15 protein-coding genes are annotated in these 14,494 nt (G+C 64.2%); 7 read left to right on the top strand and 8 right to left on the bottom strand.

The window, feature by feature from the left end:
• Window positions 1–8 precede the first annotated feature (8 nt).
• Window positions 9–782 (bottom strand): 5'-3' exonuclease, encoded by a 774-nt coding sequence (locus ACP7B7_RS22300; protein ID WP_308924086.1) that lies wholly within the window; start codon window positions 780–782, stop codon window positions 9–11.
• 60 nt (window positions 783–842) lie between these two features.
• Window positions 843–1,514 carry a glutathione S-transferase gene (locus tag ACP7B7_RS22305; RefSeq protein WP_308924085.1) on the bottom strand — a complete coding sequence of 224 codons (672 nt, stop codon included), beginning with the start codon at window positions 1,512–1,514 and terminating at the stop codon, window positions 843–845.
• 164 nt (window positions 1,515–1,678) lie between these two features.
• Here ACP7B7_RS22305 and ACP7B7_RS22310 point away from each other — a divergent pair, with 164 nt between their 5' ends.
• From ACP7B7_RS22310 to nagZ, 4 genes are all read left to right on the top strand, one after another.
• Window positions 1,679–2,731: a YjgN family protein gene (locus ACP7B7_RS22310; RefSeq protein WP_426078115.1), complete on the top strand. Its 1,053-nt coding sequence runs from the start codon at window positions 1,679–1,681 to the stop codon at window positions 2,729–2,731.
• A gap of 4 nt (window positions 2,732–2,735) precedes the next feature.
• The gene (locus ACP7B7_RS22315; protein ID WP_426078116.1) at window positions 2,736–3,722 is read left to right on the top strand and encodes a M48 family metallopeptidase; all 987 of its coding nucleotides are present in this window, start codon (window positions 2,736–2,738) and stop codon (window positions 3,720–3,722) included.
• Between the two features lie 87 nt (window positions 3,723–3,809).
• Window positions 3,810–5,420, top strand: coding sequence for an FMN-binding glutamate synthase family protein (locus ACP7B7_RS22320; protein ID WP_426078117.1), 1,611 nt, complete (start codon window positions 3,810–3,812; stop codon window positions 5,418–5,420).
• Window positions 5,421–5,529: 109 nt separating this feature from the next.
• Entirely contained in the window at window positions 5,530–7,059 is a 1,530-nt protein-coding gene (gene nagZ / locus ACP7B7_RS22325; protein WP_426078118.1) for a beta-N-acetylhexosaminidase, read from the top strand.
• On the opposite strand, the gene ACP7B7_RS22330 is transcribed toward nagZ, so the two are convergent.
• Window positions 7,060–8,037: an oxidoreductase gene (locus ACP7B7_RS22330; protein ID WP_426078157.1), complete on the bottom strand. Its 978-nt coding sequence runs from the start codon at window positions 8,035–8,037 to the stop codon at window positions 7,060–7,062.
• A 114-nt stretch (window positions 8,038–8,151) separates the two neighbouring features.
• On the opposite strand from ACP7B7_RS22330, the gene ACP7B7_RS22335 reads away from it, so the two are divergent.
• A complete protein-coding gene (locus tag ACP7B7_RS22335; RefSeq protein WP_426078119.1) occupies window positions 8,152–9,072 on the top strand; it encodes a cupin domain-containing protein in 921 nt (306 codons plus the stop codon).
• 27 nt (window positions 9,073–9,099) lie between these two features.
• On the opposite strand, the gene ACP7B7_RS22340 is transcribed toward ACP7B7_RS22335, so the two are convergent.
• The 4 genes from ACP7B7_RS22340 to ACP7B7_RS22355 are packed head-to-tail and all read right to left on the bottom strand — an operon-like array spanning window position 9,100 to window position 11,793.
• Window positions 9,100–9,270 (bottom strand): hypothetical protein, encoded by a 171-nt coding sequence (locus tag ACP7B7_RS22340; RefSeq protein WP_426078120.1) that lies wholly within the window; start codon window positions 9,268–9,270, stop codon window positions 9,100–9,102.
• Window positions 9,271–9,321: 51 nt separating this feature from the next.
• Complete coding sequence (locus tag ACP7B7_RS22345; protein WP_426078121.1) at window positions 9,322–9,594, bottom strand: DUF6587 family protein; 273 nt, start codon at window positions 9,592–9,594, stop codon at window positions 9,322–9,324.
• Between the two features lie 10 nt (window positions 9,595–9,604).
• Complete coding sequence (gene feoB / locus ACP7B7_RS22350) at window positions 9,605–11,506, bottom strand: ferrous iron transporter B (RefSeq protein ID WP_426078122.1); 1,902 nt, start codon at window positions 11,504–11,506, stop codon at window positions 9,605–9,607.
• An 11-nt stretch (window positions 11,507–11,517) separates the two neighbouring features.
• The gene (locus ACP7B7_RS22355; protein WP_065307047.1) at window positions 11,518–11,793 is read right to left on the bottom strand and encodes a FeoA family protein; all 276 of its coding nucleotides are present in this window, start codon (window positions 11,791–11,793) and stop codon (window positions 11,518–11,520) included.
• A 373-nt stretch (window positions 11,794–12,166) separates the two neighbouring features.
• Between ACP7B7_RS22355 and ACP7B7_RS22360 the strand changes: the two genes are divergently transcribed.
• Both ACP7B7_RS22360 and ACP7B7_RS22365 read left to right on the top strand, forming a co-directional pair.
• Complete coding sequence (locus ACP7B7_RS22360; protein WP_308924074.1) at window positions 12,167–12,403, top strand: (2Fe-2S)-binding protein; 237 nt, start codon at window positions 12,167–12,169, stop codon at window positions 12,401–12,403.
• A gap of 21 nt (window positions 12,404–12,424) precedes the next feature.
• Window positions 12,425–13,126: an energy transducer TonB gene (locus ACP7B7_RS22365; RefSeq protein WP_308924073.1), complete on the top strand. Its 702-nt coding sequence runs from the start codon at window positions 12,425–12,427 to the stop codon at window positions 13,124–13,126.
• Between the two features lie 369 nt (window positions 13,127–13,495).
• Here ACP7B7_RS22365 and ACP7B7_RS22370 read toward each other — a convergent pair whose 3' ends face one another.
• Entirely contained in the window at window positions 13,496–14,176 is a 681-nt protein-coding gene (locus ACP7B7_RS22370; RefSeq protein ID WP_426078123.1) for a Fe2+-dependent dioxygenase, read from the bottom strand.
• Window positions 14,177–14,494 lie beyond the last annotated feature (318 nt).

Raw genomic sequence — 14,494 nt, forward strand, 5'->3', positions numbered from 1 at the left:
GCCCGCGATTACTTTTCCCACGCCAGCATATTCCATGTGACACCCAGCTTGACGTCGGTTTTCAGTTCGACGAGCTTTCTTGAAAGATACAGTATTTCGCGCTCTTTCCGCAGGCTTTCACCGAGCGCCCCGGGCAAAATGCCGGCGCCGGCCATCACGGCGTCGATATTGCCGTAGGCACGCAACAGTTTGGCGCCGGTTTTCAGGCCGATTTTCGCCACCCCGGGAATCGAGTCGGTGACGTCGCCCATCAGCGCCAGCAGGTCGGGCAGCAGCTCGGGCGGCACGCCGAATTTCTTCTCGACCCAGGCATGGTCGTGCCAGGCGCACTTGAAGTGGTCCCACACCAGCGCGCCGTGCGCGATCAGGCCATGCAAGTCCTTGTCGGTGGTGGCAATCACCGCCGCGCCGCGGCCTTCCTGCAGCCAGCGCATGACGGCCGTGCCGATCACGTCGTCCGCTTCCACTTCGGGGATGCTGACCACGTGCAGGCCGAAGCCGGCCAGGGTGGCGTAAAAGCCGGGCAAGGCGTCGCGCAGCACCTGCGGCATCGGCTGGCGCCCTTCGCGGTAGCCCGCATACAGGGCGTGGCGCCAGGTCGGGCCGCCATAGTCGAAAGCCGGCAGGATATGCGTCGGCTCGTGGTCGTTGATCAGGGTGCGGAAGGACGACAGCGCATGGCGCAGCGCGATCTCCGCCTTCAGGTCGGAATCGGGTTCAGGACTGGCTTCGTAGACGCGGCGTACGATATTCAAGCCGTCGATAGCGAGGAGTCGGGCCATGCGGTAGGTTGATGCTGGTTGAATCGCTCATTTTACCGTAGCGTGGCCCGGCGACAGCGATTACTTGGCGTAGTCGTACGGTCCGCCGCGCTCCAGCGCCCGTTGATACGCCGGCCGCGCATGGATGCGCTGCAAGAACGCCGTCAGTTTCGGCAGGCGCGCATCGAGCCCAGCGCGCGAGGCGGCCGCTTCCAGCGGAAAGCTCATCTGGATATCGGCGGCCGAGAACTCATTGCCGGCAAACCATTTGTTCTTGTCCAGTTCCGCTTCCATATACGCCAGCTGGTTGTCGATGTTCGGCTGCACGAAGGTGCTTTTGACTTTTTGCGCAATCCCGCGCGCGATCGGTTTGGCAAAAAACGGCATGGGATTGGCTTCGACCTTGTCGAACACCAGCTTCATCAGCAGCGGCGACATGGCCGAGCCTTCGGCGAAATGCAGCCAGTAGGTATAGCGCAGCTTTTCCGGCGTACCGGCGGCCGGGACCAGGCGGCCATTGCCGTAGCGCTCGACCAGGTACTCGATGATGGCGCCCGATTCGGCCACCGTATTGGCGCCATCGGTAATCACGGGCGACTTGCCCAGCGGGTGCACGGCCTTCAGGGCGGCCGGCGCCAGCATGGTTTTCGGATCGCGCTGGTAGCGCTTGACTTCATATTCCAGCCCCAGTTCCTCGAGCAGCCACAGCACGCGCTGCGAGCGCGAATTGTTAAGATGGTGGACAACGATCATGGTTTTCCCGTCAGCGATAAAGTGACTGCCAGTATAGCCGCCGCGCTTCGGGAGGGCCGCGCACGCGGCAGAACCAAAAAATATTGCGCACGATCAATATTTCAATTAACAACATCTTGCCGATCCATCATCTTGCTTATTCTTTAATTGCAAGGATCATCCGCGTGGATATCGACAACCAACCAGCAATCATCAAGCGTGAAGCGATCACCTTCAGCGCCACCGGCAGCGAATACTTTCGCATCTGGATCGTCAACCTGCTGCTGAGCATCGTCACCCTGGGCATTTATTCGGCCTGGGCCAAGGTGCGCCGCAACCGCTATTTCTACTCCAGCACCCACCTGGCCGGCAGCAGCTTCGAATACCATGGCAACGCGATTGCCATTTTGAAGGGCCGCATCGCCGCCGTGGTGCTGATCGCCGGCTACAACATCGCCTTCCAGGTCTCGCCTTTCATCGGCTTCATCATGTTCGTGCTGATGGCCGCCATCCTGCCCTGGCTGGTATGGAAAAGTCTGCAGTTCAAGCTGTACAACACCAGCTACCGCGGCATCCGCTTCGGCTTTGGCGGCAGCGCCAAACAGGCGTATCTGTACTTCCTGCTGCTGCCGATCCTGAACGCCTTCACCCTGGGCCTGCTGACGCCGTTCCTGCACCAGCGCATGAAGCGCTTCCAGCACACGGAAAGCCGTTTCGGCACCGCCCACTTCAGCTTTGACGCCACCGTCGGCAGCTTCTACAAGACCTATCTGCTGTTCTTCGTGATCCTGGTGGCCGGCCTGCTGGCGCTGATCTTCGTGGTGTTTGGCGGCGTATTTGCCGCCTTTGCCGCGAATGCCAACAACCCGGCCAAGGTCGGCAGCCTGCTGGTGGCTATCGGCGCGCTGTACCTGTGGGCGTTTACCGTGCTGCCGCTGTTCCTGACCATGATCCAGAACCTGATCTGGAACCATACGCGCCTGCAGCAGCACCAGTTCTCCTCGCAGCTGACCTGGGGCCGCACCACCTTCATCATGCTGACCAACCTGCTGGGCATCGTCATCACGCTGGGCCTGTTTACGCCATTCGCCCATGTGCGCTGGCTGAAATACCGCCTGGAAGCGACCGCGCTGCTGGCGCACGGCAGCCTCGATGAATTCGTCGCCGCCACCGGCCAGCAGGTATCGGCCACCGGCGAAGGCGTGGTCGACCTGCTGGACTTCGACCTGTCGATCTGACGCGATGACCGAGCCAGTCTCCGCGCGCTACTTCGACGGCCAGACCTCGCGCCTGTACCACGTCACGCTTGCCGTGGACGCGGACCAGGCCGTGCTGGCCGGCGACATCGAGCGGCGCTGTCCTTTGGCGCAGCTGCATGTCTCCGAGCGCACCAGCCACGCCGTGCGCAAGGTCAGCTTTCCCGACGGCGCCTACCTGGAGATCACCGACCAGGCGGCCTTCAACAGCCTGCTGCACACCAGTGGCCACCGCGACAGCCTGGTGGTGCGGCTGCAGCAAAGCTGGCGCGCTACCGTGCTGGCCCTGCTGGCCACCGTGCTGGCGCTGTTCCTGTGCTACCAGTATGTGCTGCCGCTGGCCGCCAAGGGCCTGGCCTACGCGCTGCCGCCGGCGGTGGAGCGCCAGCTGGGCCAGGGCGTGCTGGACATGCTCGACCGCCACGTGTTCGCGCCCAGCGAACTGGCGCACGCGCGCCAGGACGGCTTGCGCGCGCAGTTTGCCCGCCTGGCCACGCCGGACGACAGCCGGCTGGAACACCGCATCGTTTTCCGCAAAAGCAAGATCGGTCCGAACGCCTTCGCCCTGCCCTCGGGCGATATCGTGCTGACCGACGAAATGGTGGAACTGATGCCCGACGACCAGGCCATCATGGGCGTGCTGGCGCATGAACTGGGGCACCTGCAGCGGCGCCACCTGACGCGGCGCATCATCCAGACCTCGGCCGTCGGCGCCGGCGCGGCGCTGCTGTTCGGCGACGTCTCGACGGTGGTGGCGACCTTGCCGCCACTGCTGCTGGACCTGAAATACTCGCGCGACGTCGAACGCGAGGCCGACGACTATGCGATCGCCATGCTGCGCCATAACGGCATCGCGCTGGAACACCTGGCGCAGGTGTTCGTGGCGCTGGGCAAGCTCGATCACGGCACGTCCTACCTGTCCAGCCATCCGGCCAGCGCGGAAAGAGTCGCGCGCATTCGCGCCGCACAATAGCCTGAACAGCCGTGGCGGCAGCCGCCGCCACGGCCTGTGCAAATCACCGGTACACTCTGCGGCTAGAGCGACCTTACCGGAGTGTCCATGCCCCTTGTTTCCATCCGCTACCTGACCCTGATTGCGACGGCAGCCATCTTTGTTCTCTCCCTGTTCTTCTACGATCATTACTGGCTGCCGCTGCTGGCTGGCGCGCTGACTTTGCTGGGCGTCAGCGACCTGCTGCAAACCAAGCACGCGCTGCGCCGCAACTATCCCATCCTCGCGCATTTCCGCTATACCTTTGAAAGCGTGCGCCCCGAGATCCGCCAGTATTTCCTGGAGAGCGACAGCGAGGCCACGCCGTTTTCGCGCAACCAGCGCAGCATCGTCTACCAGCGGGCCAAGCAGGAAACCGACAAGCGCCCTTTCGGCACCCAGCTCGATGTGTATGAGGCCGGCTATGAATGGATCAACCATTCGATCGCGCCGGCCGTCGTCACCGGCCATGACTTCCGCATCGAGATCGGCAACCATCCCGATTGCCCGCGCGCCCGGCCGTATTCGGCCAGCGTGTTCAATATCTCGGCGATGAGCTTTGGCGCGCTGTCGGCCAATGCCATCCTGGCGCTGAACGGCGGCGCGAAGCGCGGCGGCTTCATGCACGATACGGGCGAAGGCAGCATCAGTCCCCACCACCGCGCCAATGGCGGCGACCTGGTCTGGGAAATCGGCTCCGGCTACTTCGGCTGCCGCAACCCGGACGGCACCTTTTCGGAAGAGCGCTTTGTCGCCAACGCCAGCGCGGAACAGGTAAAAATGATCGAGCTGAAAATGTCGCAGGGCGCAAAGCCCGGCCACGGCGGCGTGCTGCCGGGGCCGAAGGTGACGATCGAGATCGCCGTCACGCGCGGCGTGGAAGCAGGCGTCGACTGCATCTCGCCGGCCGCCCACAGCGCCTTTTCCACGCCGATCGAGATGCTGCACTTTATCGAGCGCCTGCGCAATCTGTCGGGCGGCAAGCCGACCGGCTTCAAGCTGGCCATCGGCCACCCGTGGGAATTTTTCGGCATCGTGAAAGCCATGCTGGCGACCGGCATCACGCCCGACTTCATCGTCGTCGACGGCAGCGAAGGCGGCACCGGCGCGGCGCCGCTGGAATTTACCGACCATGTCGGCACGCCCTTGCAGGAAGCGCTGGTGCTGGTGCATAACACCCTGGTCGGCGCCAACCTGCGCGAAAAGATCAAGATCGGCTGCTCGGGCAAGATCATCACCGCCTTCGACATCGCGCGCCTGCTGGCGCTGGGCGCCGACTGGTGCAATTCGGCGCGCGGCTTCATGTTCGCGCTGGGCTGCATCCAGTCGCAAAGCTGCCATACCGACCGCTGCCCGACCGGCGTGGCCACGCAGGACCCGCAGCGCCAGCGCGCGCTGGTGGTGCCCGACAAGATCGAACGGGTGGCCCACTTCCACCAGAATACCCTGAAGGCGCTGGCCGAGTTGATCGCCGCCGCCGGCCTGGCCCATCCGCAGGAACTGCGCCCGCACCACCTGGTGCGGCGCATCTCGCCCAACCAGGTGCGGCTGGCGTCGGCCCTGCTGCCCTTCCTGGAGCCGGGCCAGCTGCTGGACCCGGACCAGTTGCCCAAGCTGCCGCCCGTGTTCGGCCTGTACTGGCCGAAGGCGCAGGCGGAGTCGTTCAAATCACTGGACTGACAAGCCATAATACCAATTACAAACCACTTGCCCTTTTTTTCGAATCCAATACAATACCAGGCAGACGACGTACCATCATAACGACCGGAGAGTGGCAATGGAGCAGGGCTTGCGCGAAAAAATAGGACAGCTGTTCATGGTGGGCTTCGACGCCCTGGAAGCGAATGACCATATCAAGACACTGATCCGGCAACACAGGGTCGGCGGCGTGATCCTGTTTCGCCGCAATGTGCACACGCCACAGCAGGTATCCGCCCTGTGCTGCGAACTGCAGGAAATCAATGCGGAAGTCTCCGATATTCCCCTGTTGATTTCGATCGACCAGGAAGGCGGCATGGTGATGCGCATCGAACAGGGCGTCACGCCCATCCCGGCCGCGATGGCCTTCCAGGCGGCCGGCTCGATGGCGGACTGCGAACGCCTGAACCAGGTCAGCGGCGACGAGATGCGCCAGGTCGGCATCAACATGCTGCTCGCGCCCGTGCTCGACGTGAACAACAACCGCAGCAACCCGGTGATCGGCGTGCGCGCCTATGGCGAAGACGCCGCCACCGTGATCGACTACGGCATGGCCGCCATGCGCGGCCAGCAGTCGACCGGCGTGGCCGTCACCGCCAAGCACTTCCCCGGCCACGGCGACACCGCCACCGACACGCATTACGCGATGGCGCTGGTGCCGCATGACAAAGCGCGATTGCACGCGGTGGAACTGGCGCCGTTCCGCGCGGCGATCACCGCGGGTGTCGACGCCATCATGACGGCGCACGTGGTGTTTCCGGCGTTCGAGACGGACACCAGCGTGCCGGCCACCCTGTCGAAAGGGGTGCTGACCGATTTGCTGCGCGGCGAGATGCAATATGACGGCGTGGTGATTTCCGACTGCCTGGAAATGGCGGCGATCGCCGACGGCGTGGGCATCAGCGGCGGCGCCATCGCCACCCTGCAGGCGGGCGCCGACATCGTGCTGATCTCGCACCGCGAAGCGCAGCAGCAGGCGGCGATCGAGGCGGTGGCGGCGGCGGTGGAAAGCGGCGCGATCCCCCTCGCGCGCATCGATGAAGCGCTGGCGCGCGTGGCAAAGCTCAAGCACGTGCACGCGGTGCGCGACTGGCGGCAGCGCGCCGTCACGCCGCCGGCGCTGATGCGCCCCGAGGCGATGGCGCTGGCAAAACAGGTGCAGCAGGCGGCGCTGCGGGTAGAGGGAGCTTATCGCCCGCTGGACGCGGACTTGCCGGTGACCCTGATCACGGTGGAAGTGCGTTCGCGCAGCGAGATCGACGAAGTGGCGCTGGGCCGCAACAAGGAAGCGCGCAGCTCGATGCTGCCGGCGCTGCTGGCGGCCGGCCTGGACGTGCGCGAGTTTGCGCTGTCGGCCCAGGCCGAACCGCAGGAAGTGGAGGCCGCCATCGCCTTTGCGCAAGGCGCGCGGCAGATCGTGCTGCAGACCTATAACGCCCTGTTCATCGACGGCCAGCGCCGCCTCGTGGACGCCCTGCCGCACGACAGACTGTGGCTGGTGGCGGGCCGCCTGCCGTATGACCTGGACCTGGCGCCCGACGCGCAGGGCCGCCTGGCCGCCTTCGGCTGCCGCCCGGCCGCCCTGGCGCCGGTGGTGGACAAGCTGGCCGGCCAGGCTTGATCAGCTGGCTGGATTGAAGGCCACCCCCGTCATCCGCTCGCTGAGCGCCCATAGCCGGCGCGCCAGTTGCGGATCGACGGCGCTGCGGCGCACGCCCGCTCCCATGCCGTCGTCGGCCATCACGCAAGCGATATCGCAGTCCTCGCAATACACGCCGCCCATGCCGTCGAGCTGGGAGCTGGTGGCGCACCAGACAGCCGTCGCCGCGCCCTGCTGCACGGTCTTGAAGTTGGACTCGGGCGGCGGATTGACGCGGTCGTGTTCATCGAGCGCGCCCACGCTGCGCAAGTCTTCCAGGTCCAGATGGCGCGCCAGCGGCGTCAGGATGGAGCCCGGATGCAGCGAAAACGCCCGCACGCCGTGCGCGGCCCCAACACGATCGAGTTCCACCGCAAACAGCGCGTTGGCGTTTTTCGACTGCGCGTAGGCCTGCCATTTGTCGTACGGCCGATGCTGGAAATGCAGATCGTTCAAATCGATGGGCGCGATCACATGGCCGCGCGACGAGACCGACACCACGCGCGCGCCATTCGCCCGCCGCAGGGCCGGCCACAAACGCGCCGTCAATTGAAAATGGCCCAGGTGATTGGTGGCGAATTGCGCCTCGTAGCCGCGTGCATCGCGCCGCAAGGGGCAAGCCATGATGCCCGCGCTGTTGACCAGCATGTGCAACGGCGCGCCGGTGGCCAGAAAAGCGCTGGCGAAGGCGTCGATCGAGGACGGATCGAGCAGGTCCAGCGCGGCGATGTCGACGCCGGCAATGCCCTGCAGCGCCAGCTGCGCCTGCGCCAGGTCGCGGCCAGGCACGGTGACGCGGGCGCCGGCGCCGGCCAGCACACGCACGGTTTCCAGGCCCAGGCCGGAATAGCCGCCCGTGACGATGGCGTGCCGGCCCGATAAATCACGCCCGGCCAGTGCCTCGATGGCGGTGGTCTGCGCGCCCAAGCCGGAGTGCAATGCGATTTGAGGAGTAGCAATGGTGCTCATGTCTGCCTTGTGGTGAATGGTGTGACCATCATTGTGCGCGCCAGGGCCTGGACTGTGAATGCAGTAAAATCCGTAGTTCTATCGCCATCGTCCAAAAAGAACACCATGGATTTGCTGTCCGACGTGCTGTCCCTGTTCGACACGCGCAGCTCGCACTTTGCCGGCCTGCGCGCCGGCGGCGACTGGGCGATCGCCTTTCCGCCGCCTGACGGCATCAAATTCAATGCCGTGCGCGAGGGCAGTTGCTGGCTCGGCGTGGAAGGCGTCGAGACCGCCGTGCAGCTGCATACGGGCGACTGCTTTTTGCTGGCGCCGGGGCGCGCGTTTACGCTGGCCAGCACGCCGGGCTGGCCAGCGGCCGATGCGCTGCAGGTGTACCGCCATGCCGAGCATGGCGTGGCCAGTCATGGCGCCGGCGAGAAGGATTTTTTCCTGATCGGCGGGCGCTTTGCGTTTGGCGACGAAGCGGCCATCCTGCTCGACTGCCTGCCGCCGCTGATCCATGTGCGCGCCGACACCGACCAGGCCGGCGTGCTGCACTGGACCTTGCAGCGCCTGGCGCAGGAACTGCAGGCCACCGCGCCCGGCGCCGCGCTGATGACGCGCCACCTGGGCCACATGATGCTGCTGCAGGTCTTGCGCCAGTACCTGGCGGCGCAGACCACGCAGCCGGCAGGCTGGCTGTTTGCGCTGGCCGACCCCAGGCTGCGCGCCGCCATCGAAGCGATGCATGCGCAGCCGGCGCGGCGCTGGACGCTGGCGCAACTGGCCGCCGTCGCCACGCAGTCACGCTCGGCGTTCGCCCTGCATTTCAAGACCCGGGTGGGCGTCGCGCCGCTGGAATATCTGCTGCGCTGGCGCATGCGCCTGGCCACGCGCCGCCTGAAGGACGGCAATGCCACCATCACCTCGATTGCGCAGGCGCTCGGCTACGAATCGGACAGCGCCTTCAGCCACGCCTTCAAGCGCGCGATGGCGTGTTCGCCGCGGCAGTACCGTCAACAGCACGCCGGCGCGCAGGCGTAAAAAAACCCGCACACGGCGGGTTTGTTTTCAGCGCGGAGGCGATGTCGGCAGGGCCGGCAAGGCCGCCACCGCCAGCAAGGCAAACGGCCCAAGGAACAGGCCGATGCCGAACCACAGGCCGCCGTGGCGCCCGCGCCGGCTGGCCAGGAAGCAGGTGGCCAGCGCAAACAGGAACATGAACATCAACAGGATTGCCATGGCTACTCCTTTACGCTGTATCTATACGGCAATAGTAACGCAGTAGCACGCTTAACGCTGCACCTGCATCAGGATCACGCGTTTTTTGCCGGCGCCGCCGTCATCGGCCGACGGCGGCGCCGGCGTATCGCAGGAGCCGCAGGAACCGCAGCCGCTGCCGCAGCCCGGCGCGACCTTGAACAGCACCGACATCTTTGCCTCGTTCAGGCCGCAGCGCACCAGGCCGCGCACGATGGCGCGGCGGGCGCCGACCGGCAGGTACTTGGTGCAAAAGTGCAGCAGCGCGGCTGCGACGATCAGGGTGACGATCAGGGTTTGCCACATACAGGTCTCCTCAGGCGCCCAGCAGCAGGGCGACGCGGTAAGTGATGAACGAGGCGCCATAGGCCAGCGCGAACATGTAGCCGGCCATCAGCAGCGGATAGCGCCAGCCGCCCGTTTCGCGTTTCACGACCGACAGGGTCGACAAACACTGCGGCGCGAACACGTACCAGGCCAGCAGCGACAGGGCGGTGGCCATCGACCACGAATGGGCGATCAGCGGCTCCAGGGTCGAGGCCAGCGCGTCGCCGCTTTGCGACAGCGCGTAGACAGTGCCCAGGGCGCCGACAGCCACTTCGCGCGCGGCCATGCCCGGCACCAGCGCGATGCAGATCTGCCAGTTGAAGCCGATCGGCGCGAAGATCACTTCGAGGCCACGGCCCAGGATGCCGGCCAGGCTGTAGTAGATCGGCGGATGGATCGCGTTGTCCGGCGGGCCGGGGAAGGTGCTGAGGAACCACAGGATGATCATCAGGGTCAGGATGATGGTACCGACGCGCGTCAGGAAGATCTTGGCGCGCTCCCACAGGCTGACGGCCAGGTTGCGCAGATGCGGCCAGTGATAGCTGGGCAGCTCCAGCAGCAAGGCCTGCTTGGTCTTGCTGCCCATGCTGCGCTTCATGACCCAGGCCACGGCCATGGCCGAGATGATGCCGGCGAAGTACAGCGTAAACAGCACCAGGCCCTGCAGGCTGAGGATGCCCCACACCTGCTGCTCGGGAATAAAGGCGGCGATGATCAGGGCATACACGGGCAGGCGCGCCGAGCAGGTCATCAACGGCGCGATCATGATGGTGACCAGGCGGTCGCGCGGATTCTGGATGGTGCGCGCCGCCATCACGCCGGGAATCGCGCAGGCAAAGCTCGACAGCAGCGGAATGAAGGCGCGGCCGGACAAGCCCACGCCGCCCATCATGCGGTCGAGCAGGAAGGCCGCGCGCGGCAGGTAGCCGCAGTCTTCCAGGCTGAGGATGAAGAAGAACAGGATCAGAATTTGCGGCAGGAACACCAGCACGCTGCCGACGCCGCCGATCACGCCTTCGACCAGCAAACTCTTCAGATGCCCGTCGGGCATATTGGCCGTCAGGATGGCGCCCAACTGCTCGACGCCGCCGGTGATCATTTCCATCGGCGTGGCGGCCCAGGTAAATACGGCCTGGAAGATCAGGAACATCAGCACGGCCAGGATGATCGGGCCGAACACGGGGTGCAGCACCACGTTGTCGATTTTTTCGGTCAGGTTGCCGCTGTCGGCGGCGTCGTTGCTGACGGCGGCCAGGATGCGGCGCACTTCGCGCTGGGTCTCTTCCACCGACACGCTGTCGATGTTCGACAGCGGCTGCGGATCGGCCGGCGGCAGCGGCAGCATGGCGTCGATGGCGTTCAGCAGCGCTTTTTCGCCGTCGTGCTGCACGGCGATGGTCTCGACCACCGGCATGCCCAGTTCCTGCGACAGTTTGGCCGTGTCGATCTGCATGCCACGCTTTTTCGCCACGTCGGTCATGTTCAGCGACAGCAGCATCGGCAGGCCCAGGCGCTTGACTTCCAGCACCAGGCGCAGATTGAGGCGCAAATTGGTGGCGTCGACCACGCAGATGATGGCGTCCGGCCGCGGATCGCCGGGGCGCAGGCCGCCGACCACGTCGCGCGTGATGGCTTCATCGGGGGTGGTCGGCGACAGGCTGTAGGCGCCCGGCAAGTCGAGGATGCGCACCGGCTTGCCGGCCGGCGAGGTGAAATGGCCTTCCTTGCGCTCGATGGTGACACCGGCGTAGTTCGCCACTTTCTGGCGCGAACCGGTCAGGCGGTTGAACAGGGCGGTCTTGCCGCAGTTCGGATTGCCCAGCAGGGCGATTTGTGGCTGGTGCGTCGGCTTGTGCAAGCCGGCACCGGTGATGTTTTCTACGGCACCCATAATTGTTCCGGTCAGGTCAGCGGTTGAATCGTGATCAGCGCCGCTTCAAAGCGGCGCAGTGCGAACGTGGCGTTGCCCACGCGGATGGCGAGCGGGTCGCCGCCGGGCAGGCCGCGCTTGAGCATGCGGATCCGTTCGCCGGGTACGAATCCCAGCTCCATCAACCGGCGCGCAAGGTCGACGCCGTCTTCCATCTGGTCCGCCGGCAAGGGCGTGATATGCAACACCGTACCGCTCTGGCCAACCGCCAGCGCGTCGAGCGTCATCAAATTTGGAACTAGAGTCATGAGCAATTCCGTTCAAGTAGTAAGACATTCCACGACTATGTTGTGAAATGCCGACAACCGGGCCTGAAAAAGAGGGGCAGGCGCCGACCGTCCGAGACAATACCAGCATTATAAGCACGAATGCGAATTGTTTTTATTTAGCCCCACGGATGGCCTCTGATCAAGGCCGTAATGCCCGGCCGGCGGGCTGCGGCCCGCAGCCCGCCCCACCGCCACGATCAAGCCGGCGCATCAAATCGCTTGCAAAGTCAGCGTCTTTGCGAGACAATTGAAACGTAATGATAATGATTCTCATTAAAACGATAGCAACAGTGTCGGGTGAGACCAGTTTTTCTTCTTGTGTTTCCTGTGACTTTATCCAGAAGGTGCATCAATGATTGTATGTGTCTGCAACAACATATCTGATCGTGAAATTCGTCAAGCCGTCGACCTGGGCCTGTCCACCATGGCCGAGCTGCGCCGTGACCTGGGCGTTGCCACCTGCTGCGGCAAATGCCATACCTGCGCGCGGGAAGTGCTTGCCACCCACCTCGATGCCACCATGGGCGCCACTGCAGCCCTGCGTGAAACGGTCATCTCGCGCACCGAGGTTCCTGTCTTTACCAATTAAAAAAAGAAAGCGATGAACGCCATGACGATGATGCCCCCGCCCATTACGGTGCAGGCTGTGGAACAATTTGCCGTCTTCGAGAAGAAGCGCAGCAAGTTCGTGCCGCTGACGCTCATCCTCGTGCTGCACGTGGCCGCTTTCTACGCCATCCAGAGCGGCTTGCTGAGCCGCGTGGTCAGCGCGGCCATGCCGACCATCACCACCGTCAGCATCATCGCGCCACCGGCGCCGCCGAAGCCGCCAACGCCATCCGTACCGAAGACGGTGGAACTGAGCGCGCCCATGCCGCGCGCCGTGATTCCACCGCTGCCGATGATCGCCGTGGCGCCGACCGAGCCGACCATCACGCCGCCGCAGCCAAGCCGCGCCGAAGCGGCGCCGCCGGCCACCAGCGCGCCGGCCGCGCCATCGACGCCGGCGCCATCGCCGCCGGCCCCATCCACGCCGCGTACCGTCAGCAGCGTCGAATACATCAAGGCGCCGCAACTGGTCTACCCGAATTTGTCGCGCCGCCTGGGCGAAAGCGGCACCGTGGTGCTGCGTATCCTGATCAATGAAAAAGGCTTGCCCGAGCAAATCCTCGTACATAAATCGACCGGCTACAGCAACCTCGACGAAGCGGGCCGCCAGGCCGCCATGCGCGCGCTGTTCAAGCCGATGATCGAAAACGGCAAGCCGGTGCCGGTGTATGTGCTGGTACCCCTGACGTTCCAACTGAGCTAGCCTCCCGCGGCCTCGCGCCGCCGCCAGCCGCAAGCATCGCACCACGTGCCCTGCTTGCTTTTTCGCGCCCTTTTTTAGTCAAGCGATTTGCTTGTTGAGTCTGCCAGCCTACATCCCCGGGCCCGGCAGACTTTTTTTTGGACCAGAACACCAGTAAAGCGTATTAAAACTCCAGTCCTCAGCACAGGCACTACGGGCCAAGCGAGCCTGAAAAATGTCGAGGGCAAGGCGCAGCGACGAAGACAGTACGCATGTACGGCGAGGAGCTGCAACGCCGCCATCGGCATTTTCTCGGGCTCGCGTCTCCGGCCCGCCATTTTTTGCGTCGGACAGCTTAAATGAACGGCATTGGATACCTTATCGCGAGCGCTAAATCTCCGCCCACATCCTCAGCAGATTATGATAATGCCCCGTCAACCCCACGGTCGCCTCCGAATCGCCATGCGCGGCGCGCACCTGCTGGATATTCTGGTCCAGCTCGAACAGCATGCTGCGTTTCCAGTCGTCGCGCACCATGCTCTGGGTCCACAGGAATGAGCAGATGCGCTCGCCACCGGTGACGGGCAGCACGCGGTGCACGCTGGTCGACGGGTAGACGATGACGTCGCCGGCCGGCAGCTTGACTTCATGCGTGCCGTAGGAATCGACCACCACCAGTTCGCCGCCCTCGTATTCTTCCGGTTCGCTCAGGAACACGGTCGACGAGACGTCGGCGCGCATCGACTGCATGCCGCCCTTGGGCGTGCGGATGGCGCCGTCGATATGCAGGCCATAGTGCTCGCCGCCGGCATAGCTGTTGAAGAACGGCGGCAGGATGCGCAGCGGCAGCGCGGCGGCAAAGAACAGCGGATTGGCCATCAGGGCGCGGCTGACGATCTCGCCCAGCTCCAGCGCCAGCGGCGAGCCTTCGGCCAGCTGCCGGTTGCGCTTGACCTGCGCACCCTGCTCGCCGACACTGGCACGGCCATCGACCCAGTCGGTCTGCGCCAGGCGCTGGCGAAAATACGTCACCTGTTCCGGCGTCAGCACGCCAGGTATATGCAGCATCATCTTGCAGTCCTTTTTGAATGAAAATCATTACCAGATTATCGCACCGGCCACCATGCCAAAACAGGCCTGAAAGCAAGAACCGCACAGGTCGCAACAGGCAGCTGAAATGCGAATGCGAATGGCCTTCATTTGCTTTGACAAATAAAAATTGGCGAAGTGTGGCAATCCATTTGAGAATGGGTTTTATTCGCGCGATATTTACGTTAAAAATACGGAAAAACCATGTTTCAGGTCAAAAATGGCCAACCTTTTGCGCTATCATGCGGGCATAGCGAGACCGGCAAGCCAGCAAGATATGTGCGTCACCAGGCAGCCCAG

Origin of the sequence: Janthinobacterium sp. PSPC3-1 (assembly GCF_049896105.1) — a bacterium.
Taxonomy (GTDB): domain Bacteria; phylum Pseudomonadota; class Gammaproteobacteria; order Burkholderiales; family Burkholderiaceae_D; genus Janthinobacterium.

Bases quoted from the DNA above. Each gene is read 5' to 3' on its own strand.
- ACP7B7_RS22300 (WP_308924086.1), bottom strand. From the start codon at position 782: ATGGCCCGACTCCTCGCTATCGACGGCTTGAATATCGTACGCCGCGTC.
- ACP7B7_RS22305 (WP_308924085.1), bottom strand. From the start codon at position 1,514: ATGATCGTTGTCCACCATCTTAACAATTCGCGCTCGCAGCGCGTGCTG.
- ACP7B7_RS22315 (WP_426078116.1), top strand. From the start codon at position 2,736: ATGACCGAGCCAGTCTCCGCGCGCTACTTCGACGGCCAGACCTCGCGC.
- ACP7B7_RS22320 (WP_426078117.1), top strand. From the start codon at position 3,810: ATGCCCCTTGTTTCCATCCGCTACCTGACCCTGATTGCGACGGCAGCC.
- ACP7B7_RS22335 (WP_426078119.1), top strand. From the start codon at position 8,152: ATGGATTTGCTGTCCGACGTGCTGTCCCTGTTCGACACGCGCAGCTCG.
- ACP7B7_RS22340 (WP_426078120.1), bottom strand. From the start codon at position 9,270: ATGGCAATCCTGTTGATGTTCATGTTCCTGTTTGCGCTGGCCACCTGC.
- ACP7B7_RS22345 (WP_426078121.1), bottom strand. From the start codon at position 9,594: ATGTGGCAAACCCTGATCGTCACCCTGATCGTCGCAGCCGCGCTGCTG.
- feoB (WP_426078122.1), bottom strand. From the start codon at position 11,506: ATGGGTGCCGTAGAAAACATCACCGGTGCCGGCTTGCACAAGCCGACG.
- ACP7B7_RS22355 (WP_065307047.1), bottom strand. From the start codon at position 11,793: ATGACTCTAGTTCCAAATTTGATGACGCTCGACGCGCTGGCGGTTGGC.
- ACP7B7_RS22360 (WP_308924074.1), top strand. From the start codon at position 12,167: ATGATTGTATGTGTCTGCAACAACATATCTGATCGTGAAATTCGTCAA.
- ACP7B7_RS22365 (WP_308924073.1), top strand. From the start codon at position 12,425: ATGACGATGATGCCCCCGCCCATTACGGTGCAGGCTGTGGAACAATTT.
- ACP7B7_RS22370 (WP_426078123.1), bottom strand. From the start codon at position 14,176: ATGATGCTGCATATACCTGGCGTGCTGACGCCGGAACAGGTGACGTAT.